Here is a 19,776-nt window from a genome sequence, read left to right on the forward strand (position 1 = left end):
TTCTGTTGCCGGCGGGAATCGAGCGGGCTGATCAGACCAGGGTCGCCCGCACGGCGCGTGTTGCCTCGACGATGTTGCGCAGCGACTCCACGGTCTCCGCGTAGCCGCGGGTCTTCAGGCCGCAGTCCGGGTTGACCCAGACCTGGCGGGCGGGGATCGACTCCAGCGCCCGCTCGAGCAGCTCGGTGATCTCCCCCACCCCGGGCACCCGGGGCGAGTGGATGTCGTAGACGCCCGGGCCGATGCCGTGGTCGAAGCCGCTGGTCTGCAGATCGGCCACGACCTCCATCTTCGACCTGGCGGCCTCGATGCTGGTGACGTCGGCGTCGAGGTTGCGGATCGCGTCGATGACCACCCCGAACTCGGAATAGCAGAGGTGCGTGTGGATCTGGGTCGCATCGGCCACGCCGGCTGTGGCCAGTCTGAACGATCCGACGGACCAGTCGAGGTAGTCCGCGTGGTCCTTCTTCTTCAGCGGCAGCAGCTCCCGCAGCGCCGGCTCGTCGACCTGCACGACCTGGATGCCCGCGGCCTCGAGGTCGCCGATTTCGTCGCGGAGGGCGAGCGCGACCTGACGGGCGGTCTCACCCAGCGGCTGGTCGTCACGCACGAACGACCAGGCCAGGATGGTGACCGGTCCGGTGAGCATGCCCTTGACCGGCTTCTCGGTGCGACTCTGGGTGTAGCTGGACCATTCCACCGTGATCGGCGCCGGGCGGGACACATCGCCCCAGAGGATGGACGGTCGAGTGCACCGGCTGCCGTAGGACTGCACCCAGCCGTTCTCCGTCACGGTGAAGCCGTCGAGGTTCTCGGCGAAGTACTGCACCATGTCGTTGCGTTCGGGTTCGCCGTGCACCAGCACATCCAGACCCAGGTCCTCCTGCAGCTGCACGACCCGGTCGATCTCGGCGCGCATGAGGTCCTGGTAGGCGTCGGGTTCCAGCTCGCCGGAGACCAGTCGGGCGCGGGCCCTGCGGATGTCGCCGGTTTGCGGGAACGAGCCGATGGTGGTGGTGGGTAGCGGCGGCAGGTTGAGCACGGCCGTCTGCGCGGCCAGCCGCGTCTCGTAGTCGCCGCGGTTGAAGTCCGCCGGGCTGAGCGTGTCGAGCCGGGCGCGCACGGCACCGTCACGCACGCCGGGTGCGACCCGGCGCTCGGCGAGGGATGTGGTGGCCGCATCGAGCTCGGCCTGGACGGCGTCCCTGCCCGCGGTGAGACCGCGAGCGAGGGTGGCGACCTGCCCGATCTTCTGATCGGCGAAGGCCAGCCAGCCAGTCAGGTTCGCACCGAGCTTGCTCTCGTCGGTGACGTCGTGCGGCAGGTGCAACAGGGACGTGGAGGTGGACACCGCGACCCGGTCGGTCAGGGCGCGCAGCCGGCCGATCGTGTCGAACGCCGCCGCGAGGTCGCCCCGCCAGATATTGTGGCCGTCGATGACACCGGCCACGAGGGTCGTGTCACCCAGCCCGGCGATGCCGGTCGGCACCGTGCCGCGCACCAGGTCCAGGCCGATCGCCTCGACCGGGGTGCCGGCCAGCACGGGAAGGGCGTCGTCGAGGCTGCCGTAGGGGGCTGCGACGAACAGGGCCGGGCGGGTGTCGAGCCCGCCGAGGGAGTTATAGGCCTGGGCGAGGGCGGTCAGGGCCCGTTCCCGCGGGATGTCGATGCTCTCACTCACGAGACCCGGTTCGTCCAGCTGCACCCACTCTGCGCCGGCCGCGGCAAGGCGTTCGATCAGGGCAGCGTAGACGGGCAGCAGGTCGTCGAGGCGGTCAAGGGGGTGGAAGCCCGCCGGGGCGGCGTCGCTCGGCTTGGCCAGCAGCAGGAAGGTGACCGGGCCGACGATGACCGGCCGGGTGAGGAAACCGTCGGCGACGGCTTCCTCGAATTCCCGCACGATGCGGTCGCTGGCGAGGTGGAACCGGGTCTCGGGGCCGATCTCCGGCACCAGGTAGTGATAGTTCGAGTCGAACCACTTGGTCATCTCCAGGGGTAGGTTCTCGCCCGCGCCACGGGCAAGGGTGAAGTAGCCGGCCAGGTCGAGGCGCCCCTCGGCGTCAACGAGGTCCGCGAACCTGGCGGGCACGGCACCCACGGTGACGGCGGCATCCAGCACCTGGTCGTAGAACGAGAAGCTCTCGGGGATCGACGAGTCGGCGCGGCCGAGGCCGAGGCCGGCGAGACGCTCCCTGGTGGTGCGACGCAGCGCCGACGCGATCGCCTCCAGCTCGGCAGCGTCGATGCGGCCGGCCCAGAAGGCTTCAACGGCCTTCTTCAGTTCGCGCCGGCGTCCGATTCTGGGGTAGCCGAGGATCGTTCCGGTGGGGAATGCGGGGACGGTGGTGGTCATCAGTAGTCCTTCGTGGAGTGAATACCGGCGTGGACGTCGGAGGGGCGGGGCATGGAAGAGGTCGGGGCTGCGGTAGCTGACCGGCCGGGCGCCAGAGCGCCGGCGCGGTCGAGGACGGTGAGTACGGTCTCGTGCTGGTTGAAGGCGTAGAGGTGCAGGCCGGGAGCGCCGCCGGCGATGAGCTTTCGGGCCAGGGTCACGGCATGGTCGATACCGATCTCGCGCTGGCCTTCGGCGGTCGGCTCGACTTCCAGCTGGATTGCCAGTTCGGACGGCAGTTCCTCACCGGAGAGCTCGAGGATGCGCCGCAACCGGCCGGGGCTGGTGACGGGCATGATCCCGGGGAGGATCGGGAACTCGACCCCGGCCTCCCTGGCCCGCTGGATGAAGCTCAGGTAGTGGTCGGCGTGGAAGAAGAGTTGGGTGATGGCGAGGTTGGCGCCGGCGGCCTGCTTGGCCAGCAGTGTGTCGATGTCCTGCGCCGTGGACCGGGAGCGCGGGTGTCCGTTCGGAAACGCGGCCACGGCGATGCGCACGTGTTGGCGTTCGGTCTTGACGGCGCGGGCACGCGGCAGTCCGGGGATCGGCGTCTCCCGGTACGGCACCCGTTCGGCCTGCACCCGGTGGATCAGTTGCACGAGTTCACCGGCGCTGTGCAGGTCGCCCAGGAAGGTGTCCCCCTCCGTGAGCCCCTCGGGCGGGTCTCCGCGGAGGGCCAGGAAGCTCTGCACTCCAGCGTCGAGGAACTCGCGGATCAGGCTGCTCGCCTCGGCGTGCGAGGAGCCGACGCAGGTTAGGTGTGCCATCGGGTCGACCCGGGTGGCCTGGCGGATGTAGCGCAACACGTCCAGGGACGAGGTGCGGGAGGAGCCGCTGGCCCCGTAGGTCACCGAGATGAAGTCGGGTCCGGCCGCGGCGAGGGCGTCGATGGTGGTGTGCAGTGCGCTTGCGGCGGCATCCGATTTGGGTGGGTACAGCTCGAACGAGAACGGTGTGGAGGGCGGACAGGGCGGGTCCGTCGGTGCTGACGCTGGGGTCGCGGTCATGGTTCCTCATTCGGCATGGTGGGTTCAGATCGATGGGCCTGGCGGCCGCGGACCGCCGGGCAAACCGGCAGGTGCTCGCGGGCGGGTGCCGGGCTCGGCTGTCGCTCCATGCCGGGCAGGATATCCCTGCCGGCAACGAATGGGATGACTCTAACAATGCGCGTTCGGGAAGCGCTGGTGCATGGCCGAATGTTACGTTCCGCGTTCACCGGCTTAACGAACCGAAGGCGGCACCCGGTCCTGATTCAGGATGCGGGTGCCGCCTTCGGGCAGGATGCGTATTAGCCGGCGATGGCCGGGGCCACCACGAACGGGGTGAACTGGGCCTCGATACCGGGCGAAACGAGTGCGGTGACCTGGGTGCCGGTCTCAGAGTAGTCCAGTGCCAGGACCTTGCCCTGCTCGTGCAGGATCGGGATGAGGTCGCCCCGGTCGTAGGGAATCAGCAGGTCCAACCGGATCTCCGGTCGGGGCAGCATGGTTTCCAGCACCTCCAGCACCGCCTGGATTCCTTCACCGGTGCGTGCCGACACGAAGATCGCCTTGGGGGCCAGTCCGCGCAGCACCAGACGGTCGTCGTCGCCGACCAGGTCGCTCTTGTTGAACAGCACGAGCTCGGGGATGTCGCTGGCGCCGACCTCGCCGATCACCTCACGCACTGTGGCCAGCTGGCTGGCCGGGTCGGGGTGAGATGCGTCGACGACGTGAATGATGACGTCTGAGTCCGCGACCTCCTCGAGGGTGGACCTGAACGCCTCGACCAACTGGTGCGGCAGGTTTCGCACAAAACCGACGGTGTCGGTGAAGGTGTACAGCCGGCCGTCGGCCGTCGTGGACTTGCGCACGGTGGCGTCGAGGGTGGCGAAAAGGGAGTTCTCGACGAGCACTCCGGCCTTGGTGATGCGGTTGAGCAGGCTGGACTTGCCGGCGTTGGTGTAGCCGACGATGGCCACGGAAGGCACCGCGTTGCGCTTGCGATTGGCGCGTTTGGCCTCGCGGGCCGGCTTCATCTCGATCATTTGCTTCCGCAGCCGCGACATGCGGGTGTGGATGCGGCGGCGGTCGAGTTCGATCTTCGTCTCACCGGGTCCGCGCGAGCCCATGCCGGCTCCGGCGCCACCGACCTGGCCACCGGCCTGGCGGGACATCGAGTCGCCCCAGCCGCGCAGGCGGGGAAGCAGGTAGGCGAGCTGGGCGAGTTCCACCTGCGCCTTGCCCTCCCGGCTCTTGGCGTGCTGGCTGAAGATGTCCAGGATCACGGCGGTGCGGTCGATGACCTTCACCTTGACCACGTCCTCCAGGGCTCGCCGCTGGCTGGGCGCCAGTTCGGAGTCGGCGATCACGGTGTCGGCGCCGAGCGCCGCCACGATGGACGCGAGTTCGAGGGCCTTGCCCTTGCCGAGATAGGTGCTCGGGTCCGGTGTGGCCCGGCGCTGCAGCAGGCCGTCGAGCACCGTGGCGCCGGCGGTTTCGGCCAGGGCGGCGAGCTCGCGCATGGAGTTCTCGGCGTCGAGCAGGCTGCGGGCGGAGTACACGCCGATGAGTACGACGTTTTCCAGGCGCAGTTGGCGGTACTCGACCTCGGTGACGTCCTGCAGTTCGGTGGAGAGCCCACCGACCCGGCGCAGGGCGTTGCGGTCTTCACGCTCGGTCTGTTCGCCGTCGTGGTCGCCGCCGTCGAATCCGCCGTCGGCCGGGCGAGCCGAGAGGGCCTGCGCCGATCCACTCGCGAACAGGGAGTAGCCGGACGAACGGCTCTCGGCGCTGGCCAGCACGCGCGCAACTACATCGTCATCGTCGTCGTGTGGAGCGGTTGATTCAGTCATTGCTTTAACTCTAGTTCCTCTTCTTTCGATAAGTTCGTTGTATGGCATCCGAACACTATTTCTCGTCGGCTCCGGGCAGCGACCTGAAATTGCGGCAGATCACCGTGAAGATCGCCGGCGCGATCCGCGAGGTCACCACCGCGAACGCGATTTTCTCCCCCGAGCACATCGACACCGGTACCAAGGTTCTGATGCGTGAGGCTCCGCTGCCCTCCGGCGGCGGGGATGTGCTGGACCTCGGCTGCGGCTGGGGACCGATCAGCCTGCATCTGGCGCTGGCCGATCCGTCCGCCACGGTCTGGGCCGTCGACGTCAACGAGCGAGCCCTCGACCTGGTGCGGATGAACGCCGCCAACCTCGGACTCACCAATATCAACGCGGTTCTACCGGCGGATGTTCCCGACACCCTGTCTTTCGCGGGCATCTGGTCGAACCCGCCCATCCGGGTGGGCAAGGCCGAGCTGCATTCGATGCTCGAGCACTGGTTGCCGCGGCTGGCGCCCGGCACGGATGCGTGGCTTGTTGTGCAGCGCAACCTCGGCTCGGATTCGCTGCAGCGCTGGCTGGCCGAGGAGTTCCCGGGCCAGCCCGGCGCCCACGAGGTCTCCCGGTACGCCACCGACAAGGGTTTCCGCATCCTGCAGGCGCACAAGCCCGCCTAACCTCCCGCGAACTGTGAGCTAAGCCCCAAAAACGCGCGTTTTTGGGTGCTTAACTCACAGTTCGCGAGGGGGGGTCAGGCGAGGGTGAGGGTTCCGGTGAAGACCAGGGTCGCCGGACCGGAGAGCGAAACGTGCTCTCCGTCTTCGGTGGGGAACATCCGCACGCCCAGCACACCGCCGGGGACCTCGACGCGCCACTGGTTGGGCGCGCCCGGGCCGGCCCAGTGCCGGGTGGCCAACGCGGCCGCGACAGCGCCGGTGCCGCAGGAGAGGGTTTCGCCGCTGCCGCGTTCGTGCACGCGCATCCGGATACGTCCGACGCCGTCGACCACCAGCGGGTCGTGCGGCAGCACAAATTCCACATTGGCGCCCTCGGCCGGCTCCGGGTCGAGCTGCGGGACGAAGGTGAGGTCGGCGCTCTCCAGCTCGTCCTCGTCGGCGAGGGCGACGACAACATGCGGGTTGCCCACATTGATGCCGAGGCCCGGGCGGGCCACGGCGAGGTTCTTGGCGCGCACGAGGGTCTCCCCCGGCTCCAGACGCCAGCGGCCCAGGTCCACCTGGTAGCCGGTCGCGTTTCGCTGCACGTCGCGCACCCCGCTGCGAGTGCCGATGGCCAGGGTCTCGCCGGGGCCGAGCTCGACCAGGCCCTGCTCGAGCAGGAACCGGGTGTAGACGCGGATGCCGTTGCCGCACATCTCCGACACCGTGCCGTCGGCGTTCCAGTAGTCCATGAACCACTCGGCGCCGTCGTCTTCGGTCAGGGCGGCCGCGCCTGCATCGAGGTTGGCGGAGCGCACGGCGCGGATGATGCCGTCGGCGCCGACGCCGAACTGGCGGTCGCAGATGCCCTGAATCTGCTCGGGCGTGAGCGTCAGCAGCCCGTCGGGGTCGGCGAAGAGCACGAAGTCGTTGCCGGTGCCGTGGCCTTTGGAGAACTGCAGATCGATGCCCATCTGCCCAGTTTAGGGACTCGGGCCCGCGTGCTCTTCGCGTCAGGGCAGCTGGGTGGCCGCCTGCTCGACACGGTCGGGGTCGTCTGCGTCGATCCAGTGCGTGTGCGGGTCGCGTTTGAACCAGCTCACCTGGCGGCGGGCGTAGCGCCGCGTGAGTTGCTGGGTGGCTTCGATGGCGTCGGCCTGTGCGAGGGTGCCGCGCACCTGGCCGAGGGCCTGCGCGTAGCCGATCGCCCGGCTGGCGGTCACGCCGCCCTCCAGCCCCGCGGGGAGCAGCCCGCGCACCTCGTCGACGAGTCCGGCCGCCCACATCCGGTCGACCCGGGCATCCAGCCGCGGGGTGAGCACCTCACGGGGAAGGCGAAGACCGAACGTCACGGCGGGCATCCAGTAGACCGGATCTCCCGGCAGCACCGCGGTGTGCGGGGCGCCGGTGAGCTCGACGACCTCGAGGGCCCGCACAATCCGGCGGCCGTTGCTGGCGCCGATGCGCACGGCGGAGTCCGGGTCGACGGTCTTCAGTCGTTCATAGAGCAGGCCGGGACCCTGCTCGACCAGTTCGGCCTCGAGCCGGGCGCGCAGCACGGGGTCAGTGCCGGGAAACTGGAAGTCGTGGACCACCGAGGAGACGTACAGGCCTGACCCACCGACCAGGATCGGCACGGCGCCGCGCTCGAGGATGCCGGTGATGGCGGCACGGGCCTCGACCTGGTAGCGGGCGACGGTGGCCTCGTCGGTCACGTCAAGCACGTCGAGCAGGTGGTGCGGCACCCCGCGGCGTTCGGCCACCGGCAGTTTGGCGGTGCCGATGTCCATGCCGCGGTACAGCTGCATGGCGTCGGCGTTCACGATCTCGGCCGGGCGGCCGGCCGTGATCAGCCGTTCGGCGAGGTCCAGCGACAGCTCGGATTTGCCGGTACCGGTCGGTCCGACGATGACAACGAGCACCGGGGTCTAGCGTTCTGCGTCGTCGACGGGGTAGATCGGGATGGTCGTGGCGCCGCCGTGCTGGTTGAGGTTCGTGAGGTTCAGCGCGGCCGGGCCGCCCACCCGCAGGGTCGGCAAACCCAGTGAGACGGCGCTGCTGGTGCCGGCGGGGGTGGGCACCCCGCAGGACTCGGCCTGCTCCCGGTCCCAGGCGTCGCCGGCAATGGTGCGGCGGATGCGCAAGGGGGCGCCGTCGAGGGAGTCGGCGATGAGGTGGAAGGGGGCGGCCTGGGTGACCGTGACGGTGACCATGTCGCCGGGGCGGGGCAGCTCGGAACCGGCCGGCACATCGAAGTGCACCAGGCGGCTGTCGGGCGCGCGACCGCTGAGCCGGTGGGTTGCCCCGTCCTTGCGGCCTTCGCCGTTGGCGACGAGCAATTCCACCTCACGATCGATGATCTTGCGGTTCTCTTCCCAGGAGATCCGTTCCTGCAGGGCGATGAGCCGCTCGTAGCGGTCCTGCACGACGGCCTTGGGCACCTGGTCGGCCATCGTGGCGGCGGGCGTGCCCGGCCGGATCGAGTACTGGAAGGTGAAGGCCGTGGCGAACCGGGACTCCTCGACGACCCGCATGGTCTCGAGGAAGTCTTCCTCGGTCTCGCCGGGGAAGCCGACGATGATGTCGGTGCTGATCGCCGCGTCGGGCATCTGCGCGCGTACCCGCTCGAGGATGCCCAGGAACTTGGTGGACCGGTACGAGCGGCGCATGGCCTTGAGCACGCGGTCCGAGCCGGACTGCAGCGGCATGTGCAGCTGCGGCATCACGGCGGGGGTCTCGGCCATGGCGTCGATGACGTCGTCGGTGAAGGCGGCGGGGTGCGGGCTGGTGAAGCGGATGCGTTCGAGCCCCTCGATCTGGCCGGCCGCCCGCAGCAGCTTGCCGAAAGCGAGCCGGTCGCCGAATTCGACGCCGTAGGAGTTCACGTTCTGGCCGAGCAGGGTCACCTCGATCGCGCCGTCGTCCACGAGGGCCTGGATCTCGGCGAGGATCTCGCCGGGGCGACGGTCCTTCTCCTTGCCGCGGAGCGCGGGCACGATGCAGAAGGTGCAGGTGTTGTTGCAGCCGACCGAGATCGACACCCAGCCGCTGTAACTGGAGTCGCGCTTGGTGGGCAGGGTGGAGGGGAACGTCTCGAGGGACTCGAGGATCTCGAGCTGGGCCTCGCCGTTGTGCCGGGCACGTTCGAGCAGGCTGGGCAGCGAGCCCATATTGTGGGTGCCGAAGACCACGTCGACCCAGGGCGCCTTGGCCAGGATGGTGGCCTTGTCCTTCTGGGCGAGGCAGCCGCCGACCGCGATCTGCATGCCGGCGTGCTTGCGCTTGACCGAGGCCAGGTAGCCGAGGTTGCCGTAGAGCTTGTTGTCGGCGTTCTCGCGCACCGCGCAGGTGTTGATCACGACGATGTCGGCTTCGGCGCCCGCCGCCGACACGTAGCCGGCGGCCTCGAGCGAGCCGCTGAGCCGTTCGGAGTCGTGCACGTTCATCTGGCAGCCGAAGGTGCGCACCTCGTAGGTGCGTGCCCGGCCCTCGTCGTCTCGCGCCGCCGACGACGGGGCGATCACGGTCGTCGTGTGCGACGGGTCGAAGGACGACGGGGTGGCGAGGGGTGGTGCGGTGACACTGCTCATAGTTCCCTCAGCTTACGCGTGCGCGGGCCTGCTGTTCCCAGCGAGCCCGCGGACCGGTGAACGGACCGTTTTAGCGGAACCGGACCGTGGAGACCCGACCGGAGCCCCGCCGGGACGCCAGCGCCGCCTTGACGGCGTCACGCACTACCGAGGAGGCGTATCCCTTGCGCATCAGGAACCCGGTGAGCCGGCGGTCGATGGTGGCATCGTCGAACCGGTCCAGCTGCTGCACACGTTTGAGCGCCAGTTCGGTGGCACGCTCGGCCTCGTCGTCGGGCATTTCGTCGATCTTCTCGGCGATCAGTTCGGCATCCAGCCCGCGCTGGCGCATTTCGGCGGCGACACCGCTGCGGCCCAGGCCCTTGCGCTCGTGGTGGCTGTGCATGATCTGGTCGGCGAGTTTCTCTTCGTCCAGATAGTGCAGTTCGGCGAAGCGTTCGAGGATCTCCTGCACCGCCTCCTCGTCGATGTCGGTGGAGCGCAGCAGCTTCTGAGCTTCGATGACCGAGAGGGAACGGCCGCGCAGGCGCTGCAGAAGCATCTTCTCCGCCTGTTCGCGTTCTTCGGCCGCGTCTTCCACGGCGTCGTCGGCCTGTTCGGCGGGACTCGCCCCAGGCAGGTAGGTCACCGGGGCGAGACCATCGCGGTCCGCCGCCGAACCGGCAGCGGCCTTACCCGGCGAGGGCTCGAAGTGCACCATGACCGTTAGGCGCCCTTGCGTGCGGCGGCCTTGGCCGCGATCGAGGGAACTTTGGCGCCGTCGGTGCCGGTGGCCGCGCCCGTAGCCGCGGCCTCGGCGGCGGCCGCTGCGGTGGCGGCGTCATCCGTGGCCTTCTTCGCGGCCTTACCCTCTGCGCCCACGCCGAGCTTGTTGAGGATCTTGGTCTCGATCTCGTTGGCCATCTCGGGGTTGCGCAGGAGGAAGTTCCGCGAGTTCTCCTTGCCCTGGCCGAGCTGGTCGCCGTCGTAGGTGTACCAAGCGCCGGACTTCTTGACGATGCCCTGGTCGACACCGAAGTCGATCAGGCTGCCCTCGCGGGAGATGCCCACGCCGTAGATGATGTCGAACTCGGCCTGTTTGAAGGGCGGCGCCATCTTGTTCTTGACGACTTTGACCCTGGTGCGGTTACCAACGGCTTCGGTGCCGTCCTTGAGGGTTTCGATGCGGCGGATGTCCAGGCGCACCGAGGCGTAGAACTTGAGCGCCTTACCGCCGGCGGTGGTCTCCGGGCTGCCGAACATCACGCCGATCTTCTCGCGCAGCTGGTTGATGAAGATCATGGTGGTGTTGGTCTGGCTGAGGCCACCGGTGAGCTTGCGCAGCGCCTGGGACATCAGGCGGGCCTGCAGGCCCACGTGGGAGTCGCCCATCTCGCCTTCGATTTCGGCACGGGGCACGAGAGCGGCGACGGAGTCGATGACGATCAGGTCGATCGAGCCGCTCCGCACCAGCATGTCGGCGATTTCGAGCGCCTGCTCACCGGTGTCGGGCTGGGAGACCAGGAGGGCGTCGATGTCGACGCCGAGCTTCTTGGCGTATTCGGGGTCGAGGGCGTGCTCCGCGTCGATGAACGCGGCGATGCCGCCGTTCTTCTGCGCGTTCGCGATGGCGTGCAGGGTGAGGGTGGTCTTACCCGAGGACTCCGGGCCGTAGATCTCCACGATCCGGCCGCGGGGCAGCCCGCCTATGCCGAGGGCGACGTCCAACGCGATCGACCCGGTGGAGATGGTCTCAACGGGGGCGCGGTCGTCGCTGCCGAGGCGCATGACCGAGCCCTTGCCGAACTGGCGGTCAATCTGGGCGAGGGCGGTGTCGAGTGCCTTCTCGCGGTCTGCTGCTGATGCCATGGTGTGCTCCTTCTGGTCGTGCGCGTGGCGCCTATAGGCTGTCGTTTCGATCGGCGGGAGGACCCCGGTGACCGCCCTCGACAAGGCAAGTGCGCGGTTGTCGTTGACGAATCCGACTGTACGCAGCCCCACCGACACTGGCCGGTGGACACTGCGACGGTGGACAATCCGTCTTCGACTTCTACTGTGGAGGAGCCTACCAAGATCCGAACACCCATTCGACACTGCTTCGGTGTGTCGGAAACTTCTCCCGAAACGACGAACGGCCCGGCTGAAGGGCCGGGCCGTTGCTGGGTCATGATGCGCTGTCGTCTGTGTGACTGCCGGAGGTGGCTGCCGGCGTGCCGGTCAGCTCCGGGCCGGCGGAAGTCCGGCCCCGTGTCGGCGCCCTTGCGGGACATCCGTTTCGGCGCACAGCGCCAGCCACACGTCGCGAGCGGGCACCCCGCCCGCGAGCGCCTGATCGGCCGTGCGGCCGAGCGGGCCGAGAACGAGATCCCGGGTGAGCACCCGACCGTAGCTTTCGCCGAACTCGTCTTTCAGAGCTTGACGGAACTCGCTCAGTCGCATGCGGTGCTCACTCGGCTTTCGTTTATTCGGGCAATGCGAGTGCTATGGGGATGGCCGATCAGCGCATCATCATGCTGGCGTCGAACTTGGCAACCAGCTCGTCGGGCACGGTGTCGGGGAAACGATCGATTCCCTCGATGACGGCCAGACGATCGCCGACCTCGCGCATGATCACCGAGATGGGTGTGTCCAACGCGTCCGCGACCGAGGCAAGAATCTCGGATGAGGCTTCTTTCTGACCGCGTTCTACTTCAGACAGGTAGCCGAGGGCCACACTTGCCTTGCTCGCAACCTGGCGCAGGGTGCGACCCTTCTGCAGGCGGAAGTCCCTGAGCACATCGCCGATTTCCTGACGAACAAGAATCATCGGAACCTCCTTCTTCGTGCTGTCTAGACTGCTGGGGCCCACTCAACCGGTCAGTTTCGTGTGGCGGATGGCCAACAGTACTCTATCCATCCGACACCTCGAGATTACCGAGGATGACTGGACTTTTCTTGTGAATATGTGTTCTGTAACCCACCGGTAACACGAACTATTCCGTGATCTCCGGCTTTGTGGATTCCATCAGCGCACTCACAGCTTCAATCGCGTGCGCAACGGTCTGCGCCCGGATCTCGGCCCGGTCTCCGGTGAGGGAGATCGGTATGGCCCGCACCTTATCCCCGAATGCCAGTCCCAGGTAGACCGTGCCGACACTTTGGCCGTCTTGTTCGTCTGGGCCGGCCACTCCGGTGGTCGAGATGCCGATGTCGGCCGGGCGGCCGTGCACCGCCAGGGCGGTGCACACGCCGGTGGCCATCTGCCTGGCGACCTCGGGGTGCACGGCCCCGTGCTCGGCCAGCAGGGCCTCGTCCACGCCCAGCAGGGTGTGCTTGAGGGGTGTCTGGTAGGCCACCACTCCCCCGGCCACGACGACGGATGCGCCGGGGATACGGACGAGTTCGGCCACGAGCATTCCGCCGGTCAGGGACTCCGCCACGGCGATGGTGAGGTGCCGGGCTGTGAGGGCGGCGACCAGGGCGGCGGCGGCATCCGGGTGGGCCGTCATGTCAGGACTGGGTCGGCTTGGCGTGCTGGTTCTCCCGGCGGGCGGCGACGAGGTATTCGATGCCGGTGTACACGGTGAGCAGCAGGGCGATGGTCATGGTGATGGTGTTGACCCAGTTGACCCAATCGCCCAGGATCAGCCAGAGCGGCAGCAGGGCCAACGAGATCGCCACGGACTGCGCGATGGTCTTGAGCTTGCCTCCGCGGGACGCCGGGATGACCCGGTCGCGCAGCATGACGAACCTGAAGACCGTGATGCCGACCTCCCGGACCAGGATCACGATGGTGACCCACCAGGGCAGCTCCAGCAGGATGGACAGGCCGATCAGCGCGGCGCCGGTGAGGATCTTGTCGGCGATCGGGTCCAGCAGCTTGCCCAGGTCGGTGACCAGGTTGTAGCGCCGGGCGATGGCCCCGTCCACGCCGTCGGTGGCGATGGCCACGATGAAAAGCACGGCAGCCCACCAGCGCAGAGCGCCGTCTGCGCCGTTGTCGGCCAGCAGCATCCAGAAGAACACCGGTGCGAGCAGGATCCGCACGATGGTGATGATGTTCGGCAGGTTCCAGTTGGACGTCTTGGCCGGGGTACTCGGTGTAACCATGGGGTCATTCCCTGTCGGTGAGTTGCCAGGCGTCTTCGTCCGAGTCGCCGTCTTCCTCAGCGTACCCTTCGCTCATCTTCGCCACCGGGTCGTCGGCGTAGCGAGGATCGGGCGCGGTCTGCTCGTGCGCCTGCTGCCGCTGGGACTCTTCGAACTGCGTGCGGGCGGTGGCGGCGTGGTGCTCCGCGTCGGAACCGCGCAGCTTGGCCAAGACGCTGGGCAGCTGTTCGGCGGTCACCAGCACGTCGCGGGCCTTGGAGCCCTCGGACGGGCCGACGATCTCCCGGGATTCGAGCAGGTCCATCAGGCGGCCGGCCTTGGCGAAGCCCACCCGGAGCTTGCGCTGCAGCATCGAAGTGGAGCCGAACTGGGTGGACACGACGAGTTCGGCGGCGGCGAGCAGAACCTCGAGGTCGTCGCCGATGTCGGAGTCGATCTCCTTGCGCGGCGCCTCGGCGGACACGTCGGGCCGGTAGTCGGGCCTGGCCTGCTGGGTGACGTGCTTGACGACCTTCTCGATCTCGGCCTCGTTGACCCAGGCGCCCTGCACGCGCAGGGCCTTGGAGGCGCCCATCGGCAGGAACAGGGCGTCGCCCTGGCCGATCAGCTTGTCCGCGCCGGGCTGGTCGAGGATGACCCTGGAGTCGGTGACGCTGGTGACCGCGAAGGCCAGGCGGGACGGCACGTTGGCCTTGATCAGACCGGTGACGACGTCGACGCTGGGGCGCTGGGTGGCCAGTACCAGGTGGATTCCCGAGGCTCGGGCGAGCTGGGTGATCCGCACGATCGAGTCTTCGACGTCGCGCGGGGCGACCATCATGAGGTCGGCGAGCTCGTCCACGACCACGAGCAGGTAGGGGTAGGGCTTGAGCTTGCGGGCGCTGCCGGCCGGCAACACGATCTCGTTGTTGACCACGGCCTTGTTGAAGTCGTCGATGTGGCGGAAGCCGAAGCTGGCCAGGTCGTCGTAGCGCATGTCCATCTCTTTCACGACCCACTGCAGCGCTTCGGCGGCCTTCTTGGGGTTCGTGATGATGGGGGTGATCAGGTGCGGTACGCCGGCGTATGCGGCGAGCTCGACCCGCTTGGGGTCGATCAACACCATGCGCACGTCGCTGGGCTTGGCCCGCATGAGCAGGCTCGTGATCATCGAGTTGACGAAGCTGGACTTACCGGAGCCTGTGGACCCGGCGACGAGCAGGTGGGGCATCTTGGCGAGGTTGGCGATGACGAACCCGCCACCGACGTCCTTGCCCACGCCGATGGTCATCGGGTGGGTGCTGTTGGTTGCCGTGGTGGAGCGCAGGACGTCGCCGAGGGTGACGATCTCACGGTCGGTGTTGGGGATCTCGATGCCGATGGCGCTCTTGCCGGGGATGGGCGAGAGGATGCGCACCTCGTTGGAGGCGACCGCGTAGGACAGGTTCTTGCTCAGCGCGGTGACGCGCTCCACCTTGACGCCCGGGCCGAGTTCGATCTCGTACTGCGTGACCGTGGGGCCGCGGGAGAAGCCGGTGACCCTGGCGTCCACCGAGAACTGGCTGAGCACCTCGGTGATGGACTTGACGATCTCGTCGTTGGCGGCCGACCGGGCCTTGGCGGGCGGGCCGGCGGTGAGGGTCGTCGCGGAGGGCAGCACGTACGGCAGGTTCGGCTGTTCGCCGAATTCGTATCCGGCTACGTCGCGGTCGACCGTCGTGGCGGCCTGATCGAGTTCGTCCAGAGCCGGGATCACCTCGGTGAGTCCTTCTGGATCGTCTGAGGACAGTCCCGTGACGTGCGGCAGCGCATCCACTTCGCCCGTGTAACGCTTGATGGCTTCTTCGGCCTTGAGCAGGTCTTCGAGCACCTCGGTGCCGTAGTGGTCGTTGTGCACCGGGGGAACGTGTGCCTGGGCCGACTCCAGGGCGGAGTCGAACCCGCCCTTGGCCGCATCCGCGCCGTGGTTGAGCAGTGTGCTGAGCGGGTCTGCGGCGGGCGGCTGGGCCTCGTCGGACTCGCTCGACATGGCACTGCTGAAGTCGGGGTCCTCTTCGCGCTTGCTGGTGTTGCGCCGCCACCAGGGCAGGGCGCCCTCGTCGGTGTCGTCGTCGTTGCCGGCCTCGAGTCCGTCGAGTTCGATCTGCTTGGTCTTGAGCGCCTGGATGCGTTCCTGGCGGATCTCCTTGGCGGCCGCGCGCTCCTCCGGGGCGGGCAGCGGGGCGCCGAAGAGCCAGGCGTAGAGTTCGCGGCTGCGTTCGCCGATCTTGTTCGGCGGGGTCTTCGTGATGATGAAGAGGCTGAGGATCAGCAGCAGGATCACGACGATGGCCGCACCGACGGTGGTGATCAGGAAGATCAGTGGGGCCGCGATCATCCACCCGAGGACACCGCCGGACAGGGCGAGCACTTCCACACCCTGCACAGGTTCAGGCTGCCCGCCGAAGATGTGGCAGAGGCCGGAGACTGTGACCAGGAGCAGAGAAAGGCCGATGCCGATGCGACCGTTGTCGTGCACGGAGCTCGGATTACGGAACAGCCAGATCGCGAAGAGCATGATGATCACCGGCAGGGCGAAGGCGACCCGGCCGAAGAGACCACCGAAGGTCCAGGCATCCAGGGTCTGGGCCACCGGGTCGTTGATCAGGAACCACTCGATCACGGCGCCGGCGACGGCCAGCAGCACCAGGAAGAAGGGCAGACCGTCGCGGCGTTCCTCCTTGGAGAGCTGTTCGGGGCCTAGTGCGCGGGCCGCGCCGCCGGCGACGTGGGCCAGGCCCATCCACATGCGCACGGCGATGCCCGGCTTGGACTCGGCCGCGGGGAATTTGACGGTCTTCTGGGTCGCGGTGCTGCCGGCCTTGGTGCGCGCGGTCGTTCCGGTGCCGCGCGCAGGCGTGCTGCGGGCACGCCCGGTCGACTTAGTGCTCGTAGCCATGTGTTCCACGGTACCGCCGACACCCGACATCGGCGTGAGCCCACGCCCAATTACCCGGGCGTGACCCGTCTCCGAGCTCACGAGAGCGGCCGTGTGGATGCGTCGGCAGTGCCGTGGCGACCACACAGCCGCTTTCGCGAGTCATCAGTAGCGGATGGCGTCGATGACCTTGACCCGCACCGCCACCAGGGCGGGCAGCAGGCCGGCGAGGGCGCCCACGACGGTGGCACAGACCAGGCCGAGAATGGCGGCTTCCACCGGGAACGGCGGGAAGTCGGTGACTGCGCCCTGGCTGATGAAGCCCTGCAGCATGGGGTTGGTCACGATGAGCACGGCGCCGATCACGCCGACAACGCCGGCCACGAGGGTGGCGACGATGCTCTCCATCATCACCGAGAAGAACACCCGCCCCGCCGTGGCGCCGAAGCTGCGCCGGACCCCGATCTCCCGGATGCGTTGCTTGAGGGTCACCAGGGCGATGTTGACCAGGCCGAGGGCGCCGAGCAGCAGCACCAGGCCGGCCACTCCCGCGACGAGCAGCTTGATCGACCCGAACGGGTCCTCGTTGAACGCGGCGTAGTCCTGCCGGCTCACGGACACGTTGGTCCCCGAACCGATCGCCGCGGTGAAGTCCCGCTGAATGGCTTTCGTCAGCTCCTCGCTGAGTCCGGCCGGCACCCACATCTCGTAGTTGGGCACCACTCCGTTGGCCGCCTGCTGTTCCGGCGAGCTCAGGCCGGCGAGGGTGTCGGCCAGCAGGTACATGGCGGGCTCGGTGTCCCAGGTGCTCACGGGGTACACGCCGGTGATGACGGCTGTGGTCGGCCTGTCACCGAGCAGCGTGGTGGTGGGATGCGTCGCCAGGTCTGGTTGGCCGAGCCTGTCGTAGAAGACCTGGTTCACCAGTACCGCGGGGGCGAGGCGGTCGGCGTCGGTGGCGCCGAACCAGTCACCCTCGGTGAGTCTCACGCGGTGCATCGTGCCGTAGGGCTGGTCGACGGCCGTGACGCGCACCGGCACAGCGCCATCCGCGAACTGCACGGTCTGGCTGGAGTTGACAACCCGGCTGGCGTAGTCGATGCCGTACCGGTCCAGCGTGGTGGTCCAGAGCTCCTCCATGACTTCGGCGTCCACCGGCGTGCCGTCGTACTTCGCCACGTACAGGGAGAGGGTCGCCGCCCGGCCGCCCTGTTGTTCGTTCTGCTCCTGCAGGGCCTGCTGCGCCACGGCGCCGAGCCCCACCACGGTGGTGATCGCGCACACCGCGACGGCCACGCCGATCAGCGAGAGCATCACCCGGGTCTTGTGGATGCGCAGTTCCTGCCAGGCCTCGACGAAGGAGCCCACGACGTTGCTGAGCAAGCGGTTCATGCGGGCACCGCCGCCAGGTCGTCGTCGCGCAGGTCGTCGGGCACGTCGCCGCCGAGCAGGGCCGAGTCGTCGGGAGCGCCGACCACGGTGAGCACGCCGTGGTCCAGGCGCAGGTGCCGGGTGGCCAGCGCAGCGATGGCCGGGTCGTGGGTGATGGTGATGAGGGCGGCGCCGGAGCCGGTGGCGACCTCGTCGAGCAGCGCCATCACGTCAGCGCCGGTTTCGAGGTCGAGGGCCCCGGTGGGTTCGTCGGCGAGGATGAGCCGCGGGCCGCGCACCAGCGACCTGGCGATGGCCACGCGCTGTTGTTCGCCGCCGGAGAGCTTGTCGGGCATCGCCCCCAACCGGTGGCCGAGGCCGACCCGGTCGAGCATTTCGGTGGCGATGCGGGCGCGCTGCCAGAACTGCTTGCCCTGGGCGTAGAGCAGCGGGGTCATCACATTCTCGAGCGCCGTGCGGCCCTGCAGCAGGTTGAACTGCTGGAAGATGAAGCCCACGTCACGTCCGCGCACCCGGTCACGCTCGGCCGAGGAGAACGACTTCACCGGCCGGCCGTCGAACTCGAGGTCGCCCGTGGTGGGGTTGTCGAGCAGGCCGAGCAGGTTGAGCAGGGTGGACTTGCCCGAACCACTGCGGCCCACGATGGACACCCGGTCCCCCACCGCCACATCGAGGTCGACGCCGGAGAGGATCGTCAGCGGCGGAGCGTCAATGAGCTGGACGGTGCGGGTGACACCGGCCAGGTGCAGGAGCGTCACCGGAGCGTCATCCCGGGTTCGGAGCAGACCTCGCTGCCGTCGGGCGCGGTGACACAGCCGTCGGCCGGTACCGCGACGGCACCGGGCACGAACTGGTTGATCAGGTCGCCCTCGGCCAGGCCGGTCAGAACCTGCACGGATGTACCGTCGTTCATGCCGAGGGTCACCGGGCGTTCCTCGGTGCTGCCGTCGGGCAGAACGAACCAGACGATGCCGGTCTCGGCGGATCCCTTCACGGCCGTGGTGGGCACGACGAGCACGTTCTCCACCTTGCCGCCTGCGATGGTGATCTGGGCGGCGAGGCCCGGGAACACCGTCACCTCGGCGGGGATGGCACAGCTGACGGTGGTGCCTGAGGCGCCACCGGTGCCGCCCGTGTCGGTGCCCGACGCCGGGTCGGCGCCCGTGCCGCCGGCATCCGCCCCGGCCAGCGGGGTGCTGATACGCAGTCCTGTGCAGGTGAACGGCGCCGGGCCGTTGGTGATGGCGATGGATGCCTCGGTGGGCTGTGTGACCAGCCGGTACTGCTGTTCGGGGCTGAGCGATCCGCTCACGGAGTGGCTGGGCGGGGCGACCTGTCCGGTGGTGTCGCCGATCGCGACCGACTGGCCGTGGATGACGGTGAGCGCGCTCAGCACGCCATCGGCCGGCGCGTAGACCTTCTCGAAGGTGACCGCAGGCTTCGGTTGGCTGCTTGAGACCATCCCGGTGGCCGGGTCGGTCGTTTCGACGGGGTCGGCAATGGTCTCGACCTTGATGTCGTAGATTTTGTCGCCCGCCGCCACGGTCTGGCCGGCGGCGAAGAAGATCTCGTCAACGGTGCCGACGGCCACGGCCTTGACGGGCACGGCGGCATCCGCCGACACGGTCGCCGGCAGTGTCACGTCGTTGGTGATCGTGCCCAGGGCCACGGGCACCTGCGGTTCGACGATCTGGCCGGTCGGCTGGGCCGGGTCCTGTGCCTCTGCGGTGTCGGCGAAGAAGGCCAGTTTCACCAGGGCCACGGCGATCGCCGCAATCACCAGCAACCGGAGGATCGGAAAGACCCATTTGCGCATCACATTCACTGGTTTCCCCCATACTCGCACCGCACCCGCACGGTGCCGGCTGGCTCGAGCCTAGGGCCAGGTCCGAGCCGTCAGGGCGACTTTCGGCCAATATCCTCCTGGAGGATGACGTCCTGGTCGGGGCGGTAAAAAGACG

At 68.3% G+C, this 19,776-nt stretch carries 17 protein-coding genes; 1 reads left to right on the top strand and 16 read right to left on the bottom strand.

Annotation, left to right across the window (positions count from 1 at the left end; genetic code table 11):
- Positions 1–31: 31 nt before the first annotated feature.
- From metE to hflX, 3 genes are all read right to left on the bottom strand, one after another.
- Positions 32–2,353 carry a 5-methyltetrahydropteroyltriglutamate--homocysteine S-methyltransferase gene (gene metE / locus E3T61_RS05915; RefSeq protein ID WP_134639977.1) on the bottom strand — a complete coding sequence of 774 codons (2,322 nt, stop codon included), beginning with the start codon at positions 2,351–2,353 and terminating at the stop codon, positions 32–34.
- Entirely contained in the window at positions 2,353–3,399 is a 1,047-nt protein-coding gene (locus E3T61_RS05920; protein WP_134639978.1) for a methylenetetrahydrofolate reductase, read from the bottom strand. Before E3T61_RS05920 ends, metE begins: the two co-directional genes overlap by 1 nt.
- A gap of 281 nt (positions 3,400–3,680) precedes the next feature.
- A complete protein-coding gene (gene hflX / locus E3T61_RS05925; RefSeq protein ID WP_134639979.1) occupies positions 3,681–5,225 on the bottom strand; it encodes a GTPase HflX in 1,545 nt (514 codons plus the stop codon).
- A 41-nt stretch (positions 5,226–5,266) separates the two neighbouring features.
- Between hflX and E3T61_RS05930 the strand changes: the two genes are divergently transcribed.
- A complete protein-coding gene (locus E3T61_RS05930) occupies positions 5,267–5,887 on the top strand; it encodes a class I SAM-dependent methyltransferase (RefSeq protein ID WP_134639980.1) in 621 nt (206 codons plus the stop codon).
- Between the two features lie 74 nt (positions 5,888–5,961).
- Here the strand turns inward: E3T61_RS05930 and dapF are convergent, their stop codons facing one another.
- The 13 genes from dapF to E3T61_RS05995 form a co-directional block, all read right to left on the bottom strand.
- Positions 5,962–6,843 carry a diaminopimelate epimerase gene (gene dapF, locus E3T61_RS05935; RefSeq protein ID WP_134639981.1) on the bottom strand — a complete coding sequence of 294 codons (882 nt, stop codon included), beginning with the start codon at positions 6,841–6,843 and terminating at the stop codon, positions 5,962–5,964.
- A 39-nt stretch (positions 6,844–6,882) separates the two neighbouring features.
- The gene (gene miaA, locus E3T61_RS05940) at positions 6,883–7,791 is read right to left on the bottom strand and encodes a tRNA (adenosine(37)-N6)-dimethylallyltransferase MiaA (RefSeq protein ID WP_134639982.1); all 909 of its coding nucleotides are present in this window, start codon (positions 7,789–7,791) and stop codon (positions 6,883–6,885) included.
- A 6-nt stretch (positions 7,792–7,797) separates the two neighbouring features.
- Positions 7,798–9,459, bottom strand: a complete 1,662-nt coding sequence (miaB, locus tag E3T61_RS05945) for a tRNA (N6-isopentenyl adenosine(37)-C2)-methylthiotransferase MiaB (RefSeq protein WP_134639983.1) — start codon at positions 9,457–9,459, stop codon at positions 7,798–7,800.
- Between the two features lie 70 nt (positions 9,460–9,529).
- Positions 9,530–10,159 carry a regulatory protein RecX gene (locus E3T61_RS05950; RefSeq protein ID WP_134639984.1) on the bottom strand — a complete coding sequence of 210 codons (630 nt, stop codon included), beginning with the start codon at positions 10,157–10,159 and terminating at the stop codon, positions 9,530–9,532.
- Between the two features lie 5 nt (positions 10,160–10,164).
- Positions 10,165–11,307 (bottom strand): recombinase RecA, encoded by a 1,143-nt coding sequence (gene recA / locus E3T61_RS05955; RefSeq protein WP_134639985.1) that lies wholly within the window; start codon positions 11,305–11,307, stop codon positions 10,165–10,167.
- 348 nt (positions 11,308–11,655) lie between these two features.
- Positions 11,656–11,877 carry a DUF3046 domain-containing protein gene (locus E3T61_RS05960; RefSeq protein WP_134639986.1) on the bottom strand — a complete coding sequence of 74 codons (222 nt, stop codon included), beginning with the start codon at positions 11,875–11,877 and terminating at the stop codon, positions 11,656–11,658.
- A gap of 58 nt (positions 11,878–11,935) precedes the next feature.
- Positions 11,936–12,244, bottom strand: a complete 309-nt coding sequence (locus tag E3T61_RS05965; RefSeq protein WP_088455722.1) for a helix-turn-helix domain-containing protein — start codon at positions 12,242–12,244, stop codon at positions 11,936–11,938.
- Positions 12,245–12,410: 166 nt separating this feature from the next.
- Positions 12,411–12,926 carry a CinA family protein gene (locus E3T61_RS05970; protein ID WP_134639987.1) on the bottom strand — a complete coding sequence of 172 codons (516 nt, stop codon included), beginning with the start codon at positions 12,924–12,926 and terminating at the stop codon, positions 12,411–12,413.
- Between the two features lies 1 nt (position 12,927).
- Complete coding sequence (gene pgsA / locus E3T61_RS05975) at positions 12,928–13,527, bottom strand: CDP-diacylglycerol--glycerol-3-phosphate 3-phosphatidyltransferase (RefSeq protein WP_134639988.1); 600 nt, start codon at positions 13,525–13,527, stop codon at positions 12,928–12,930.
- Positions 13,528–13,531: 4 nt separating this feature from the next.
- Positions 13,532–16,444 (bottom strand): FtsK/SpoIIIE family DNA translocase, encoded by a 2,913-nt coding sequence (locus tag E3T61_RS05980; protein WP_134639989.1) that lies wholly within the window; start codon positions 16,442–16,444, stop codon positions 13,532–13,534.
- Positions 16,445–16,588: 144 nt separating this feature from the next.
- The gene (locus E3T61_RS05985; protein ID WP_134639990.1) at positions 16,589–17,815 is read right to left on the bottom strand and encodes an ABC transporter permease; all 1,227 of its coding nucleotides are present in this window, start codon (positions 17,813–17,815) and stop codon (positions 16,589–16,591) included.
- A complete protein-coding gene (locus E3T61_RS05990; RefSeq protein ID WP_134639991.1) occupies positions 17,812–18,573 on the bottom strand; it encodes an ABC transporter ATP-binding protein in 762 nt (253 codons plus the stop codon). Before E3T61_RS05990 ends, E3T61_RS05985 begins: the two co-directional genes overlap by 4 nt.
- Positions 18,570–19,631 carry a permuted SH3 domain-containing protein gene (locus tag E3T61_RS05995; RefSeq protein WP_241992426.1) on the bottom strand — a complete coding sequence of 354 codons (1,062 nt, stop codon included), beginning with the start codon at positions 19,629–19,631 and terminating at the stop codon, positions 18,570–18,572. The genes E3T61_RS05990 and E3T61_RS05995 overlap by 4 nt, the downstream gene beginning before the upstream one ends.
- Positions 19,632–19,776 lie beyond the last annotated feature (145 nt).

This window comes from Cryobacterium lactosi, assembly GCF_004403945.1.
Classification (GTDB): domain Bacteria; phylum Actinomycetota; class Actinomycetes; order Actinomycetales; family Microbacteriaceae; genus Cryobacterium; species Cryobacterium lactosi.